Source organism: Paraburkholderia sp. RAU6.4a (genome assembly GCF_050435625.1).
GTDB lineage: Bacteria > Pseudomonadota > Gammaproteobacteria > Burkholderiales > Burkholderiaceae > Paraburkholderia > Paraburkholderia tuberum.
The window spans coordinates 701,599-718,562 of the sequence record NZ_JBNDKQ010000003.1; the positions used below are offsets into that span (position 1 = coordinate 701,599).

Below are 16,964 nucleotides of genomic sequence, written 5' to 3' on the forward strand. Positions count from 1 at the left end.
CAGCTCCTGCAAACACCGGGTATATAAGCTCGATCACTTTGATATACCCAATCGCTGGGTTCGCCGCCGCACGTTGAATCTACGAGCAGAACGCCATGATCGGGGCATGCTTCGACCAGATCTATGGTCCAAAGGAGACGGCTCCATCCCTCAGGATACGACACCTGCTTGACGCACTTTGGACAATGCCGTTGCATCCGAAAGTTTCTGGTTTTGTGTAGATGAACAACGTCACTGAGTCCTTCTAGCGAACATAGCGATATCAAAGGATTCCCCGTCAAGCGCATGACAGTTTCAATGAATGCGTCTGGGACTCGAAGGGAGAGGTTCACGACCGGATTCCTCCACGACTCCCAATCCGCCTCCGCTGTATGCATGCGCACAAAATCACATAACGCATTGAGTGATACATTATGCGCGGCGGCCAATCTCGCCATGTAACTGAGAATAGTTTCACAATTCCACGTACCAACACCATTCGGCACCAGTGGATATAGCACGGTAGCGTTAGTCATCTGGATCACTCTCCGATATTGTTAAGGGCTTAATATCAACGGACGCTTCGTGGAGCTTCATCCACGCCTTTTCAAACCTCGATTGGCTCGTGACCATGATTCTCGTACGAAGCCAGATGTTCCTCTTTGTGACGCGGAATCCTTGCGCTCGCAATTCTGCGGCAACGCCTGCGATCAACTGGTCGGCTTCCAGCTGCCGTTGCAGCGTCCGTCGATGCTGCGCTTTGCGATGTCGGCATACGATTTCACGAGCCTCGACCGGGTAACATTGTGAGAGATACTTTGTACTTAACCCGATTGAGCGTGCTACGCTGGCTAAGGATGGACATGCACTGTCTCTCCCCGCGTCCCGTATCAGATCATCCCGCTTTAAAGGCGAAACCGCATCTCCACTACCGCGGACCGGCGAATATTTGTGGCTTACCCGTTTCCCGCTGGCTCCAACTTCGCCCCGCAATGCGTCGAGGAGACTGATTCCTGCAGCCGCGCATAAGGCGACAAGAGGAGCAAGGCGAATCAACTTTTTTTGATTAATCCAGTCAAAAAGACGAGCTTTGCTGATTCCACAAATAGACGCCGTGCGGTAGGGATAACCGTCCCCAATCAACGACGCCAGATGCATAACACTCCGATGTACATTGCCAGTCAGAAAAGTCTCGCCCGATGTGACACGAGCAACGACATCTCCTAACTCCTGGGCAACCCACACGTCGGAATCACTGACGGATACCTCCTCATTAGCAGCGCACTGATAGCCTATACTCCCGCATGTCGAACAAGCGCCGGAGATATGATGTCGGTTCCAAAGCGACAGTCTGCTGCGCCGCGCAGCTCCACATACCGACGGCATGAGCGCCACACCGTGTTCCGGGCAGACTCGAACCAGCTTCAGATCCCACAGTAGCGGCCGATAACTACGCCGCCAATCCAAATCCTTGGCGTAGCATTGGGGGCAGTGGCGTTGAATGTCGGACGACGCTCCGCGCAGGTCACATACCTCGCCAAGCGCACCTAGTGATAGATTTTCAAGTGCCACGACACCAGTTGCCATCTTCAACGCAGAAAGCAGCTGCGTCGTTCTTCTTGTCGTGAATATGTTTATTGCCGCGCTCCTTTTCCACGTCGAGAAATGGCGCCAGATAGCGAAATCGTCGTCGCAATATCTCGCAAGGACTTGGTTCACGAGTACATCGACAGCGACGTGATGTGCACTAGCCAATCGGCAAAGATAACTCACAGAAGACTCACTTAACGGCGTCCCGAAGGCGATTGGTATCAGCGGGTATAAGGCGGTGTCGGAAAAACCACCCGACATTGGATGGTCTTCAACATGCATGCCTTCAGCAAAATGAATCGGATTAGCGTCTGTATTCATGCCGTCCGCCTGATTACGCGAATGGCTTCCGCGAATACTGGAGCTCCATCGTTGAAGAAGCCTTCATTCCGCATTTCTTTCTCGCCGCTCTCCACCTCTTTTCGTATCTTTTTGATAACGTACGGCTTCTTCATGGCGCGACGAACGAAATCGTTGTCCCATTTCCCGTCATTTTCCATCTGTAGAACAAGACACTGTGTCATAAACTCCTTTAACAGACCGACGATTCCCAAGGTCATAAGGAGGAGGTCAGAGGCCAGATTTGCGAACTGCGGAACATCTTCCAAGGGCCACTTATCCTGTAGTTTTCTAATGATATTCCTGTACTCTTCGACATCTCGTGCATCTGCTTCTTTATCTGAATTTCCTTTTTCATCAACGTTGTGTCCATACCGGCCGAGATAGAAGATCTCCTCACGCCGAGCGACTTGTCCATAGGTCGTCGCAAGACCGAAGAGGTCGTACGATCCAATCAGAAGGATCTGACACGATGTTTCGTCGGCAAGACTCTTGAACGTATCCATTAAAGCTTCGTGGTTTCCAAAACGCAACATATGAAGTACTTCATCTAGGGCGAGAATTTTAGTCTTGCGATTTATCAACATACTCATGACCGCGTCTCGCAAAGCTGACAAGCTGCCCATAGAATTGCTACGGACTTTGACTGTCTCACCTGTCATGTCAGTTACACGCTTTTGATCGATCAGCGGTTCCCGACCGGCACGTAATATCTTCCGGTACATCTCGCTCCAAGGGACTTTGTTGCTGCCGTGCGCCGGGGTCGACACCGAGACGAATGGAATTTGGCCCATCTCTGTGGCTTTGAGACGATTCGCTAGCACGTTTAAGATCAGTGATGTTTTCCCTGCGCCAGGTGGGCCAATCAGCGTTAGGATTCTTGTATCAGTATCGCCACTGATATAACGAGATATCTCTTTCTCTACAGTTAAGAGGTTCCGATGTTTCACTTGGATTGAATAAAAGTATCGTCGCTTCTCCTCCGCAGAAAGATTCAAAGCCTTATCGCGAGACAGGCGAGCGTAGTAGAGACGTTCTTCGATCGAGATCTCGCGGATGTGATCAGAGCATTCCAGTTTCTTCATCGATATCTCCGATATGACGGACATTTTCAAAAGGTTCAAAGGAAGATTGTTGCGCTGGCCGAACATCGGCCTCGGACTCGCTAATTAAGATCTCTTGCGGCGCATCGAGCGACCTATGCCGTGATTGCAGAGTTAGACTGCCTCGGTCCTCCAAAAGCGGCTTTGCTTCATGTTTTGCCACTGAGAGACCGAGGGAGTGGTAATAGTCACTCATGACTCGCTGTTTTGCAGCGATCGTCTCGTCAAAGTTGAGCGGCTCTCGGGATTCCACAAGGCGTTTTGCGCGCTCTGGCTTACGGCGCTCTCTGGTCGCCTGCAAGCGTGCAAAGCGCTCTTTCTCGCGGATGGCCTGATTGAGTTCGTATCGTGTCCGGCCTCGCAATGGCTCAACGTCTCGAGCCGTCGCCACATCCCATCGCGACCCGGTGTAGACGTAAATGATCTGCGCCAACCATGGTTCTATTCTCACGTCGAGATTCTTCCGAGTGAGTTTGGAAAAACTGCTGTGCCAGTAGTAGCGTCCGTTTTCCCATATGCCACGATGCGGATAGACGCAATGCTGCGGTCGAGGTGGCGTGGGACACGTGAGGATCAGCAAATTCTCGTCGAATTCGATAGATATGTGATCTCTCCGGCCAGTTTGCTGAAGCCTCGCATCTTCAAATTCTCGTGGCGGTATTCCGAGCCGTGGATGAACATCCAACGGACGTACCTGGAACAGGTAGTGATCTAGCGCACGGCACAAGGCAGGGAACGTCCACTTTCGATACTGGTTTGGCGAGGTCGACTTCGTCGTCATTCGCGCCTCCTTCAGCTGGATCGAACTCCCTTCAAGTCCCGTAAAGAATTCCTGCTCCGTCACACCGAACATCCGCTCAACCGGTGCACCACCTCGCGGACGCCCAGGTCCCCGATAACGTATGTCAATGCCGAATATCTTGCAAAACAGCTGAAACGCATGGGTGCGAAACTCCTTCCCGCCGTCAACGACGACAACTCGCGGCAAGCGTCGCCACCTACGGACGTAGTCACGCAACACCATCAGGGCGGACCACGCAGACGGTGCGTCATAGCTAACATATAACGCCCGCGGCGTAGGGACATGAGCGTCCACCGCGACCGATATCCAAACCTTTTCCCAATCTTCGCCATGGGGACCGGCGGTCATGAGATTAGGTTGCGTGTGGTCAATATAGATAACTTCATGCGGGAAAAGCCCATGAACCGGTTCACGAATGTCTAGGACCAAGGGAATGTCGGAATCGCTATACGCGACACGCTTTCCGTGTCGGTCGTGGATACTACGATGCTCCTTGACCCGACAAAGGAAGGTCACATATGACATGGGACACAGTCCCTGCTCCGCGCACTCGATGATATATTTGTTGAACACCTGCTGCGCGCTCGGAGCGTTTGGCGTGTTATATTCCTTTGTGATCCAGTCCTTTGCTAATGCTTCAACAGCAGGAGGAAGACGGGGAGCTCGAGAACCCTTGTCCGCGTCGCGTGGTGCAAGCGCCAAGATCGCTTCAGTAATCGAGTTGGCTTTTTTAATCTCGCATCGAGCTCTCGAAAGCGTTGCCTTGGAAAAGGTCCAGGTGCCGTCCCTGATAGCTGCGTACTTGGCCGCGGCCCTCTTCAGCGCGGTTGAACTGAGATTCGCGAGTGAACGTCGCTTCTCCCAGTCAAGAATCTCACGCCGCGCTTGCTGATCAGCTTGCGCTAGCACAAGCTGTAGAGCTTCATTCCGCGGTTTTACCAACTGATGACCCTCTCGCGTCCGAAAGAGCACCTCGGGCTGATCATCCAATCGTTCATGAATGATTTCCCACTCCTGGTCGTCGAAGCGTACGATCATGCCGAGCTTCAAACTTCCAAGCCCAGGCAACGGCAGAGGCTCCTGAGGAAGCTGGCTCTCCACCATACATCTGTACGCGCTACTCATGCCTTCATCACGGAAGAGCATCAGATTTTCGAAATCCCGAACTGCCACCCGCGATAGGTCGACATAGACGACCCCCGAAGCGATCGCTGAAAGGAGCGCATCGGCACCCAACCCATCGCGATCAAGCGCTTCGGTATACCGCACGGGCTCGCGAGCGACCATTTCACGAAGACGCGCTTCGGTGTCGGACGACAGTAAAGGATTTCGCTCATCAAGAAAATCATCCAGCATCCGCATGTTCTCGAGAAAAATGCGGGGAATATCGCGACTGGTGCAGAGCCGATACGTAAGACCCAGCTCTGCACACTTTTCTTCGAGCAACCGGTCGTGCCAGCGACCACTCCCGTCGCGGTAGTAACGCGTCATTTTGATGGAGCGCTCAGCGTCCCGTTTTTCCCTTTCGACAAGGTCACTTTCTTCTCGCCAGTCTTCAAAGATGGGCTCGCCTTCCAGCACCAACGCCTGGATGGTGTGTGACTGACGATTGCGGACACGCCCGTTTTCGTCGCAGTTGACTAGATCGAAGGTATGTACATTTGTGTAGTACTCGAGCACTTTCGAGTTAGATTCGTGCCACTTCATAGCGCTCGCATGAAGAGAGCGGCTTCGTGTTCGAAACTGGCGTCCTCGCATTTTTTTGGACGTCATGTACACGATTGAGTTGTCGCGCTGGCGAACGTCTATGGCGTTGTCGGGCACGCGATCACGAATGCTTTCGATGAGAGTCAACTTGTGCCCGGATAGACCGAGCTTTGCTGCGTACTTTTCAAATTCATAGTTTGAAAGCATCTTCATTCCCACAGTAGAACTGCTCATTGGGTCTCGCATCGCTGGAAACAACCGCTAACTTGTGCAAAAACCACCTCGCGATAGCACGAAAGTGGCCGCCACCATTGCACGATCGGCAGGCTTGCGTTTCTGATTGCGGTTTATTCCACTCGCTGCACTCGCATCTGAGCAGGCAATGTCTCGAGACGTGCGCGACCAGCGACCTTGATGAACAAGGTCGCAATTCGCTTGACACGGGGGAAGAGGCTGACTAGGATGAATGCGTCGACACACCAGTTCGATGCAGTTCAATTAAGGCCTCTCGGGTTGTCGCCCGTGAGGCCTTTTCCTTATCAGCCCTCTTAGTCAGGGCTCGTTCATGCGTTCCTCCATGTCAGACGAAAGGACGACCCTTTCGCATGATGTCAATTCCTTATCAACTACCGTCCGGCTCTCTTGCTGCCGGGTACGTCGTTTCGCAGCATCGACCGTCGGCCACAACGAAGTGTGTTCGGACAGGTGTTACAGGCGCGTCTACGTGCGCTGGCGCACATTTAGCTCTAGCTTCAGACGTCGAGTAAAGCGTAAATTGAGCGCGCTTTTCTGGGTTAACGAACTGGTGTATTCGCGAGCATGAGACAAGATCCTGGTACGCGCACCTACTCTTCACGAAACGACGGGCGTTGGCTCGGCCTGCTTTGGCCGCCCACAGCTGATGTGCAGGCGCAAGGTGAGGTGCCTCTGGCCCGTCGAATCAACGGCCTCAGAGGGATGGCATGGGCGTGCGCCGCTTTAATTGGCACTGGTATGACGGCATCGAAAGCCAGCATCTTTTTTCGTGCGACAGCGTACCCTGACGGCACCCCATGTACGGCCGCACCCAGCAGCAAACTTTTCTATCAGTATCTTCGCGGGTTGCGCGCACCGATCCCTGGCGCTCGCGGCAAGTATGGCTACGATCTCATAGCCGAGGTTGACCGGTTTCCAGGCGCTCAACGCGCGAAGGTATGGTTGGACCTTCCGCTGTGGGCTCTTATTGAAATGCGGCTGACACCGGATGAACTCCGGCATGTTCTCGATGTAACGCCCGCTGGGCAAGACGCAAGTTCGTTGGACTGTTACGTCCATGCATGGGCAGAATTCCGGCTGGCGCAAGTGCGCGGCGCAGATCGAGAAGAGTGCGCGTCCCTAGCTACCCGCATCGCCATGTTCCACAGGAAGCTTTACAACGCTGATCCGGTATTCCGGTACATTTTCGACCCGTACATGACGCTACTCGCGAGTCGCGAACCCTCCGTGGTACGGAGAGGTGACGTTTCAATAGGTCTACCGAAGAGCGTCAAAGTAGTGCGGATAGCTACAATACCAGGATTTGGTCCTGAGGCGCGCCGGCGGGAGAAACGCTTCTGGAACATGGTTGCACGCCTCATCCGGTCTGGCGACCGCCCGCAACGCTCCTTCCTTGCAGAGTTTGAGAAGCAGTGGTTCCGGCTGCTGGAATCGGCCCTTTGGGATGACGATGGTGCTATCGAACGGATGCGCCTCGGACTGGCACCCACTTATATTTCACAAACATGGCCCCATCTGTTAGAAAACGTCTTTCCAAAACCTACTTCATACGGCGTTAATATAGGTGCGCGTCCAATGCAACGTGGCGGGAACGAAGAAACAAGGGAAAATTTGCGCCTGTTCGACAAAGAAACGGGTAGTGCTCACAGGCTGCTACAGCCTCAAAACTCCCTGTCCTCTAGTCGCGACGATTTCAGAAGATACGAAATTGAAAAGAGGAGACTGCAGATGGAACGTCGCCCCAGCTTTTTCTACAATCATCCGCCAAAACCAACCGATTTCTACAATTACCCACCAAAACCACGCCATTTGGTGATCCGCGACGGGCCCTGATCCCCCACTCAACTGCGCACGCCCCAGCAAGACGGCGACGGCCACCTCGGCGGAAGAACCCTTTCGGATGTCCGGGCAGAATAATACCCGACGGTCTCCTGATCGCTGGTCGTCTTTAGAGCCGAAATTGAGGAACCGCAGTCTCAGGCTGCGATATTTTTTGGGCGGCGGTTTTTTGAAACGTTACCGCTCCTCAATCTTAAAGCGGATCTTCGCGGAAAAGTGTGATGGTTTTTCATGATGAAAACGTCGGAGAGCCAATCTGGGTAAGGGTTCGCGCGTCTTGATTGCCTCGCGAAATCGGGCATGATTTCGCGATGGCTACTTCACGCAAACTCAAGCGTCTTTCCGACGCATACCGGTTCGACGGATTCCGTCCTTGCGAAGCGCTGCGCGGTGTCTTCGGTGATCGCATGGCACGCGTAGTCACGCTGGTTCGGCGCTCAAAAAAACGGCCTGCAAGGGATGTGGTCGACGGTGCTCGATCCACGATCGCACGGTGCGTCGCGTTCGAGATCTGCCGAACGGCGACGTACGGATTTACCTGGAACTCGAAGCTCGTCGGGTCCGCTGTCGATGCGATGGCAGCGTGAAAGGCGAACGACTGAGCTTTCTGGCGGACAACCCTCACTACACGAAGCGCTTCGCGTGGTACGTTGGTCGTCGCTGTCGCGAGAGCACGATCAAGGACGTGGCCGACGAACTGCGATTGCACTGGCACACGGTCAAGGACCTCGAGATGCAGTACATGCGGGCGCAACTGGAGCGGTTCGGCACGCCTGGGCCGAAGGTCATCGGCATAGACGAGATTTCGATTGGCAGGGGACAGACGTACCGCATTGTTGTGAGCGACCTGATACGGGGCCGTGCGATCTGGTTCGGTGGCGAAGATCGAAAGGAGGCCAGCATGCATCAGTTCTATGACTGGCTGGGCGAGAAAAAGGCCCGCGGCATCCGGCTTGTCGTGATGGACATGTGGCGGCCGTTTTACAACGTCGCGCAGGAACGCGTGCCGCATGCGGCCATCCTGTACGACAAATTCCACGTCATAAAGCAGCTCAACGAAGCCCTGGATGAAGTGCGCAAGAGCGAATAGGCTCGCCTGCAAGGCGAGCAGCGGCGCTACATCAAAGGCCAGAAGTACGTTCTGCTTAGTCATCGCGAAAACCTGTCGATGGAAGGCAGGAACTCGTTGAAGACGCTTCTCGCAGCGAACCGACGGCTGAATACCGCGTACCTGCTCAAGGAGTCGTTCGGACAGTTGTGGGACTACGAGCGCGAAGGCTGGGCACGTCGCTTCTTCGAGAACTGGAAATCCAGCCTGAGGTGGCAGCGTTTGAAGCCCTATGAGAAGTTTGCCGCGATGGTCGAGCGTCATTGGGAGGGGATTGCTTCCTATTGCAAGCCAGAAAACAAGGTGCCGCTCGGCTTCGTTGAGGGACTCAATAACAAGATTCGGGTCATCCAACGACGCGCGTACGGATTGCGAGATGAGGAGTATCTGCGCCTGAAGATCCTCACTTGCATGCTGCCTCGAATCTGAAAAATGGAGATTTTTCATCACACTTTTCCGCGAAGACCCCTTAAAGCTTAAGATCTGAAGGTGATACGGACTCAGAGCAGGCATATTCCCAAGGCCCAAGGACGCGGTACGCGGTAGATGCGAATCGCCTGCTTCCATTTGCAGGCTCTGGCGGTCCGTGACCGGCATCCCTTTCAGGCCACAAGTTTGCTCGGCGCCAACGTCCGCTTCGTGGCTGCATCGACGCACCCCTCGTATCGCTGGAAGTCGGCTATGGCCGATCAGCCGCCGGATGGTGCTCCAACCCTCTCCCGCGCGCGGCACGCCAAGAGCGCTTGCCGCGATAAGGCGCGGGTTATCACCGCTACGCCCCGGGCAACTCCGGCGGCGTCTCCCTACGTGCTGACTCGTATGGTTCGGATGGGACCCCGGCTTAGAAAACATCCGCACCTATGCCAAGCACTCCTACAAGAAAACCCGATGACAATTATATTTATGTCAAATTGACACCGATGCTCGCGCGGCTTGTGCGCCTGCCGTTGGTTCAAGTAAATTTGTTCCCGTTTTGCAAGTAATTTTGTTCCCCACCCCTGGCTAGCTACCAGGCGTGGGCTTTCCGGTGCGTCGTGATAGTCGGCCAGCGGCTCAGTGAGCAGCCCGTACACTCCACGCAGCAGGATAACGCAGATAGATCATGAGCGCGGCCACGCCGAGCCGGTCATGATCGCCGCGGAGTTGCCGCACGCTCATCGTCAGGAAAGGCCAGCAGTTCGAAGCGCTGGGTCACAGTAAGCAGCTCACGCCGGGGCATTTTTGTTGGTCTCCACGCCGTTATTCTGTTTCCCGGTCCAGCCGGTTCGTCGCGAAACGCCTGCAGAAGGCTGCCGGCCCTTCGAGTTTTTGACCCACCGAATGAGCGACAAACCATCGTCGGTTTCGCGCAGGCGGGTGCAATATTTTGGGTCATCTCGTTGCCCTGGCTGAAGACCATGATCAATGTTATTTAACCACCGCGAAACAGCGATGTGTGCCGCCTCGACTTCCCAGTCGGCCGCCTTTTCGAGTAAGTCTGAGAGCACTGAATCGTGAACCCACTCGCAACACGACGCAATCTGTTGATCGGTATAAAGGTATCCTTTGGTTGATAACTTCGAACCCTTTGCATATCGGACAAGCCCCGCAGCATGCATTTCCTGAGCCAGTCCAACGAAACACAACAGGTTTTGCGTTGGATTGCGGCTGATTTGCCCCGGATCCTGACGTGCCCAACAGAGATCAAGTTCAGCAATCGCAACGTCAAATGGACATCGGAACGACCAGTGCTTGCGTTCCTCCGCATGCACCTTGACCCAGTTGGGGTGCCACCCTTCAACCGTCAGTTCCCATTCACACCGACAGATGCCGTGGCGCTCCCGGAGAGAGTCCTGGGCATGCCTGGCGCGGGTGACAAAAGAAGGCCGGGCCGCTGAAAACGCGCCGATGCACTTATAGAAGTCCAAGATGCGGGCGAATCCGAGACCTCGTGACTGGAACTGCTCGAGCTTGATTCTGGTCTGCTGCGGAAACCGACAGGTCTCCATGCCCCAGGTGTCTCCGGCTTCCGCAAAGAGAGACTCAATTGCTTCAGGCATCGGCACCAGAGCACGCAACTGCCCAAACGCCTGGGCCAACGAGAGGTCTCCCGGAAATCCGTCGTCTCCTGAACGCCATATCTCTCTTCGCGACCGGGATTCTGCGGCCAGGCTAGCGCGGGTGACCCAGTCTCCAAGAAGCGACAGATATTCATCTTCGCCGGGAGGAAACGAGTTGTCGCAATGCGGCCACGACCTGCAGCGCTCCTGCATCACGACGTTGAGTGCAGCCATGTGTCCGACGGCGACGGAATCTGCATGCACTCCGACCCATGCGTCTTTCAGTTCGCACATATGGAACGGACATCTGGAAAGCCAACCCAGCTCATGCAGATAGCTGTGGTAGCCGCGCTGTGCACATGCGTCGCAATAGCGCACGCGATGACGATCGCGCCTGTTTGGCGGGGGAGCGTAGTGCCCACAATTTTCGAAAACGATGGATGGTGAAAAGATAGCCAGGACATCCGGCAACGCTTCATGCAGGATCTCCGACAGACGAACTGCCTCCTCGTGCGGCAGCGGCGAATCTGGGTTCAGGGCAATGTTCACAAAACTTAGACACCGGTGGCTGCTGATGCCGTTCAACGCCCGGAAGCGGACAACAACCGACAGCCTCGATTCATACGGGCGGAGATTCCCGGGCCACCAGTTGACGGAGGGATAGGCGGTCATATCGTTCAGTTGCCGGTGGCGATGATTCGCATGTGATCCGAAAAATTGGATTTCGCGAGCTCTCGCAACCAGCTTTCGTAGGACGTTACCTCGTCCCAGGCCTCGCCTACGGCCAACTGGAAGAGTATCGCCTCAGTTGCCCTGGCGATATGCTGCATGGGAAGCTCGAAATGCCGGCTTGCAGAATCGGGCGAAAGCTCGACAAGCGCTTCCCATAGCTGACCGGCGCAGTCCGCGAGCCGGCGCCCTTCCCTGAATTCGCCCGGTGCGAAGTATTGCAGGTATGAAACGCTGCTCCCGGGTGGCCACTCCGAATCGATGTCGTAGCCGTTGAGCACGTATGCGATTTCATCCTGCGAGCGCAGACCATGAAACCGCGCATGCGCAGCCATAAAACGCGCGGCCACGTGAGCGTTGCCCGTGATCGCCATATACTCATGACGATAATTCAGCTGGTGCGAGCCGACGGAAAAAACGCTCAGCAGGTAGCCTTCGTAATCGAGGTCATTCTGGATACCGAGCAGCCATTTCCATTCCCGGAACGTGATATCCTGCGCCTCGTCAATGATTAGCATCACGTAATTTCGCTTCGCGTTATTCGCAAGCGCGATGAAACGCTGTTTGCACAGGTAGATCCCTTCCGCTTTTTTCGGTGGTTTCGTCGGATGGGCGAATTCGAAGTGCGAAGCGAGCAGCAGTTGATGCCAGAATCCCGCCTCGCTTGTCTGACTGTCCGGACGGCGGTTCCACACCACCAGTGGCACCGCGACGCTCAAGCGCTCTTGCAGCACCTTTTCAACATACCACTGTACGCAGCGCGACTTGCCCAGCCGCGAGGCGCCATAGATGTAGCCGCCCGGTCGTTGCTGGTCGATCCATTCGCCGATCTGCTCGATCATTTCGTGCATGGGTGGCGTATATACCGCGTACTGTTTCGTCACGATGCAGTGTCGCGGATCGACGCGCTCGGGCAGTGAGAACCGCATGGCCTACCTCGATTCCGCCATTCGACGTGGCGGGAGCGTGGCGGCCAGACCTGCCTGCCTCGGTGGGGCCGCCGCGCCGTGCCGCACCGGGCTGCGTGTGGCCTTACCGCTCGTGCTGTCGTCGCCGGAAGCGCCGCTGGCCGCCTGCTGGGCCCGAGCCGTCGCTGCGTCCAGCATGGCAGCCCCGATTGACGGGTCGGCAGCCGCAGACAATATGCGCCGTGCTTCGAGGTAGGCCGGATGGACGGGCAAGCGATGGTGCGCGTGGCTTTCTACATAACGCATGAAGGCGTCGATGGCATCTGCGCCCGCCGGGATCGTGAACTGCCCGCGCGAACAGGCCTGACGGATTGCAGCACGGACGGAAAGACTGTGCGGCGAGATGTTCCAGGGCGGCGCCGCCCGCAGCACGCCGAGCGACATGCCGTCGAGCGTGGAGGCGAGCGCGACCCGGCAATCGTCCTCCTTGTGACAGACCACCCAGATTGCGGACCCGACGAGGTCGTGCCGATTGTGAAGCACCTCGTTCGTGTAGCGTCCGTAATAGAACTCGACAAACGGGGCGCGCCCCGTCCGGGCGCCGCCGCGCACGATACAGCGCTTGCGAATACTCAATAGTGCGTCCACAACAGCCGGATCGGCTCGACGCAAGGTTTGCTGCGAATGCTGATACAGGAACTTCGCGTACGCCAGCGGCGTCCGGTTGCCGACGCCGCTGTGTGGCGTGGCGTTATAGTTTGCGACGAGCACGTCAAGCAACTCTTCCGCATACTCGTACTGGAATCGGCTCGCCAGGGCAACCTCTTCCGGCTGCCGGCCCTTGCGGTCCTGAGGCTTGCCGCCAGTGGTGTTGGAAAGGCGCTGAAAGCCCTGTCCCGCCAGGTTACGAAAAAAAGCTTCAATGAATGGGCGGTCGTCCTTGCTTCGACGTTTCGAGAACGAGTTTTTTGGGTCGAGCACCGTGGCGCCAACCGCATCGCGCAGCGCATCGCGCACGTGCTGGCAGGTCTCCGCCAGGGCGCCGTCTACGCTGGTCTCATCCCAGCACAGTCCGGCGAAATCGTCGCCAAGCCCCGAGAGGAGCCCGGCTTCCGACAGATATGGTTTGTCGCAGAAACTCACCGGGCGCACGCACCACCTGCTCAATGCCCGCTTGAGCGCGCGCAGGACGTCGTCTTTTGATACTTCCCGCCTCATGCTGAAGTAGTAGCCCAGTACCGCGCGCGAAGCCACCTCAAGGATCACGATGACCCACAGGCGATGAACGATCTTCTCCTGGGAACCGCCCCCCATCAGTGGAAGCGACACACAAAAACGTCCGTCGAGCTTGTGCGCATCCATCTCGACACGCTGCATGAACTTCATAACCGGCCGTCCAGCGCCGTCCCCGGTCTTCAGCTTCGAGACCAGGTCCGGGCCGCCGCTCGTCGCGGCTAGCGCTCTTGGGTTCGCCGACAGCACGCTGTCGACGTACCGGCCAATCGAGACATAACCCAACCTCGTCGTATTAAACGGCCACTCGCCGCGCTGCTCATATCCAAGGCCACGAAGTTGGTCGAGAAACCATGCGCAATGGCGCCTTTTCGACTGCTTCGTTTCGACCAGCCGCTTGCCTGAGACGCCCGCCAAAATACGTGCTTCGAATGCCTGACGAAGCTCTGGCCTGGCATCAAGTAGTGCCTGCAGCGCGCCAACGGCACCGCCACCGAATTGGTCGAGTTGGATCTTCCGACACCGCCGGTAGTGCTTCAGCCGCACCCACGGCACCAGCCCACGCCAACCGTAGGGCCGCCCGTCTGGGTGGGTTTCGAGGCAACGTTCACGAATCAGACGATAGGCCTGTTTTGCGCCAAGTGAGGTAAGCCGCTTGATGGTGTCGGCCGTCGCACCGGAAAGATACAGCGAGACCGCTTCCTTCCTCGCAAAATACAGCGCGCGCCGGCCGCCTTCGAGCGCACCCTCATCGGGACTGGCCCACTGCGATGTGTCGATAGTTCGCCTGCCCATCGTCCGGGTGGAGCAGTAAAGGCTGTCGTCAACGTCGCCTGCTTCCATGGACGCTCCATAGCGCCCGCTCGCCGATAGCCAAGGGGCGGATGCCTATAAGACCATAGAGCGCTTTCGCAGGAATGCAAGGCGAAGATCGGCCGCGGTGTCGAAATGGATACACAATTGCTTGAACTGTCGGCCGAAGGAACAATTTTGCTTGAACTTTTTGCAAGCAATTTTGTTCCCGATGGTCGTGGCAGCCGCTAATTTCCGGCCATCCAGTGGTAACGAAATTACTTGCACCGACGACCTTGCCGTTGGTTCAAGTAATTTTGTTTCCGTTTTGCAAGTAATTTTGTTCCCAACCCCCAAGGCGAGCGACCAAGGGTGAGCTTTCCGGCGCGTCGTGCTCGTCGTTCAGCGGCTCGGCGAGCAGCCCGTACATCCACTCTGCAGGACAACGCAGACAGATCATGAGCACGGCTACGCCGAGCGGGTCATGATCGCCACTGGTCCGCAGTGAGCAGCTCACGTCGAAGCATTTTTGTTGGGCTCCACGTCGTTATTCTGTTTCCTGGTCCAGCCGGTCCGTCGCGAAACGCCTGCAGAAGGCCCCAGCCCTTCGGGCTTTTGACCCACCGAATGAGCGACAACGTGTTGAAAAGGATACAAAATTGCTTGTACTGTCGGCCGAAGGCACAATTTCGCTTGAACTTTTTGCAAGCAATTTTGTTCTCGATGGTCGTGGCAGCCGCTAATTTCCGGCGGTCCAGTAGTAACAAAATTACTTGCACCGACGTCAAAAGGATGCCCTCCCGCGAATCGACGATTTGCAAGCGTTTGTTTTGAAAAGAAAAAACAAGGCAAACCGCCAGACACGAAAAGGACGAATACCCCTACAAGTGCTCAACGCTGGACGTGAGACGCCGATCAAGATCCGCCAGAACAAATATACCTGAACAACGTCGTGGAGCTGGACCACCGTGCCATCAAGCGCCGCACCCGTCCCAATGCTGGGATTCGGAGATTTTCGCTGTCCCCGCATCATTCTGGGTGGCATCGAAGTCATGCATATGATCGTCAAGGGGCAGATGAAATGCGTTCGCGGCACTCAACAATCCGCCGCCGAGCGATTTTACTCGCTGGCGAAGTAAGTAGTCCTCTTCATCGCACTTTGCTCGGGCCGTTGTCTTATCGCGACAAAACCGTCACCCGTGCTATTTCGTTTCCATATTAACGTCGAGCGCTCGGTGCTTCGTCTCCGGGAGGGCTATGCAACAGCAAAGACAGACGAAACACATAATCGCTAGCACCGTGCCGAACACGATTGTGCCGTACGCTGAAATGATTGGACCGGCAATGAGAGGAGGTACGGCACCGCCAAGAATGCCAGACGCGTTATAGCAAAGGCCTACCGCGGTATATCGATAGCGCGTATCAAAAAGTTCGGACATGTACGAGCCGATCGGGCCAAAAATGAAGCCAGCGATGAACATCGTCACAACGACAGCCACCGCATACGCCGCGAACGTACCCGCGTGCAACACGGGGAACAGAAGCACCGCCCACAAGGTTGCCAGCCCATTTGCACCGATAAGTGTGGCCCGTCTGCCAATGCGGTCCGATAACCTCGACGTCACCAGGACTCCGAGTAACATAATGATGCCGCTGGCCACGGATACGAGCGTCACTGTGGTGTACCCGAGCCTCAATTCACTTGCGCCGTAATTCAAGACATACGTCACGACAAGGTAGAGCATCGTAAATGCAGGAACGGCGACCATACAACTCAAAGGCATGTCGCGTGGCTGACTGGCAATCGCGTCGAGTACCGGGAAGCGGGACGCGCCACGCAGTCGTAGCTCTTTGGCGAACACCGGCGTTTCGTTCATCCGGAGTCGGATATAGAGACCCAGTAGCAACAGGACGGTACTAAACAAAAATGGAATGCGCCAGCCCCACGTGCGAAACGCGTCTGCGCTCATCGCCATGCTGGTCACCGCAAACGTGAGAGCTCCGGCACTCAGCGCGACAGCTCCACCCATTGCCGGAAGCGCACTCCACGCCCCTCGCTTTTCAACGGGTGCGTTCTCCGAGATAATGAGGGCTGCACCAGCAAATTCGCCACCGGCCGCCAGGCCCTGCACGACACGAAGAGAGATCAGCAGAATCGGGGCAATAATCCCAATCTGTTCGCTCGTCGGAAGCAACCCTACAAGTACCGTGGATAGCCCCATCATCAGCAGGCTGACGACGAGTGTCTTCTTGCGTCCAAGACGATCGCCAAAATGTCCGAAGATGATGCTGCCTAACGGGCGTGCGATGAAAACCACGCCGATCGTTCCAAAAGCCGCCACGGTTCCCGCCACGCGCCCCAACTGCGGGAAAAAAACATGGGCGAATACGAGCGCAGCAGCCGTCGAATAAATCTGCAAGTCGAAGAACTCAATGACGGTTCCGACAAAACCGGCCACACCAATACGTCTCATTTCACGATCGGCATTCGGCGAGCCCGGCAGAACCATGGGCAAGACGTCTGACTTGTGTGCGTGCATG

At 56.0% G+C, this 16,964-nt stretch carries 9 protein-coding genes and 3 pseudogenes; 4 read left to right on the plus strand and 8 right to left on the minus strand.

All coding sequences use genetic code 11. The features are described from left to right. Positions 1-95: 95 nt before the first annotated feature. The 4 genes and pseudogenes from OKW40_RS27780 to OKW40_RS27795 form a co-directional block, all read right to left on the minus strand. Positions 96-515, minus strand: a pseudogene (locus OKW40_RS27780) (TniQ family protein); the annotation flags it as partial. After that, a complete protein-coding gene (locus tag OKW40_RS27785) occupies positions 508-1,890 on the minus strand; it encodes a TniQ family protein (protein WP_429492693.1) in 1,383 nt (460 codons plus the stop codon). The gene OKW40_RS27785 and the pseudogene OKW40_RS27780, both read right to left, overlap by 8 nt. Beyond that, positions 1,887-2,993 (minus strand): AAA family ATPase, encoded by a 1,107-nt coding sequence (locus OKW40_RS27790; RefSeq protein WP_429492695.1) that lies wholly within the window; start codon positions 2,991-2,993, stop codon positions 1,887-1,889. Before OKW40_RS27790 ends, OKW40_RS27785 begins: the two co-directional genes overlap by 4 nt. Further along, the gene (locus OKW40_RS27795) at positions 2,971-5,754 is read right to left on the minus strand and encodes an integrase catalytic domain-containing protein (protein ID WP_429492697.1); all 2,784 of its coding nucleotides are present in this window, start codon (positions 5,752-5,754) and stop codon (positions 2,971-2,973) included. The genes OKW40_RS27790 and OKW40_RS27795 overlap by 23 nt, the downstream gene beginning before the upstream one ends. 759 nt (positions 5,755-6,513) lie before the next feature. Between OKW40_RS27795 and OKW40_RS27800 the strand changes: the two genes are divergently transcribed. Both OKW40_RS27800 and OKW40_RS27805 read left to right on the plus strand, forming a co-directional pair. Beyond that, positions 6,514-7,608: a hypothetical protein gene (locus OKW40_RS27800; protein WP_429492699.1), complete on the plus strand. Its 1,095-nt coding sequence runs from the start codon at positions 6,514-6,516 to the stop codon at positions 7,606-7,608. Positions 7,609-8,059: 451 nt separating this feature from the next. Further along, positions 8,060-9,151: pseudogene (locus tag OKW40_RS27805) on the plus strand (ISL3 family transposase); the annotation flags it as partial. A 776-nt stretch (positions 9,152-9,927) separates the two neighbouring features. Here OKW40_RS27805 and OKW40_RS27810 read toward each other — a convergent pair. The 3 genes from OKW40_RS27810 to OKW40_RS27820 form a co-directional block, all read right to left on the minus strand. Beyond that, positions 9,928-11,433 carry a hypothetical protein gene (locus tag OKW40_RS27810; RefSeq protein ID WP_429492701.1) on the minus strand — a complete coding sequence of 502 codons (1,506 nt, stop codon included), beginning with the start codon at positions 11,431-11,433 and terminating at the stop codon, positions 9,928-9,930. Positions 11,434-11,438: 5 nt separating this feature from the next. Beyond that, complete coding sequence (locus OKW40_RS27815) at positions 11,439-12,332, minus strand: ATP-binding protein (RefSeq protein WP_429492703.1); 894 nt, start codon at positions 12,330-12,332, stop codon at positions 11,439-11,441. Positions 12,333-12,422: 90 nt separating this feature from the next. After that, a complete protein-coding gene (locus tag OKW40_RS27820; RefSeq protein WP_429492705.1) occupies positions 12,423-14,474 on the minus strand; it encodes a hypothetical protein in 2,052 nt (683 codons plus the stop codon). Positions 14,475-14,625: 151 nt separating this feature from the next. Here OKW40_RS27820 and OKW40_RS27825 point away from each other — a divergent pair, with 151 nt between their 5' ends. After that, positions 14,626-14,799 carry a hypothetical protein gene (locus OKW40_RS27825; RefSeq protein WP_429492707.1) on the plus strand — a complete coding sequence of 58 codons (174 nt, stop codon included), beginning with the start codon at positions 14,626-14,628 and terminating at the stop codon, positions 14,797-14,799. Between the two features lie 505 nt (positions 14,800-15,304). After that, positions 15,305-15,562 (plus strand): annotated as a pseudogene (locus tag OKW40_RS27830) (DDE-type integrase/transposase/recombinase); the annotation flags it as partial. 63 nt (positions 15,563-15,625) lie between these two features. On the opposite strand, the gene OKW40_RS27835 reads toward OKW40_RS27830, so the two are convergent. After that, positions 15,626-16,963, minus strand: a complete 1,338-nt coding sequence (locus OKW40_RS27835) for an MFS transporter (RefSeq protein ID WP_429492709.1) — start codon at positions 16,961-16,963, stop codon at positions 15,626-15,628. Position 16,964: the final 1 nt, after the last annotated feature.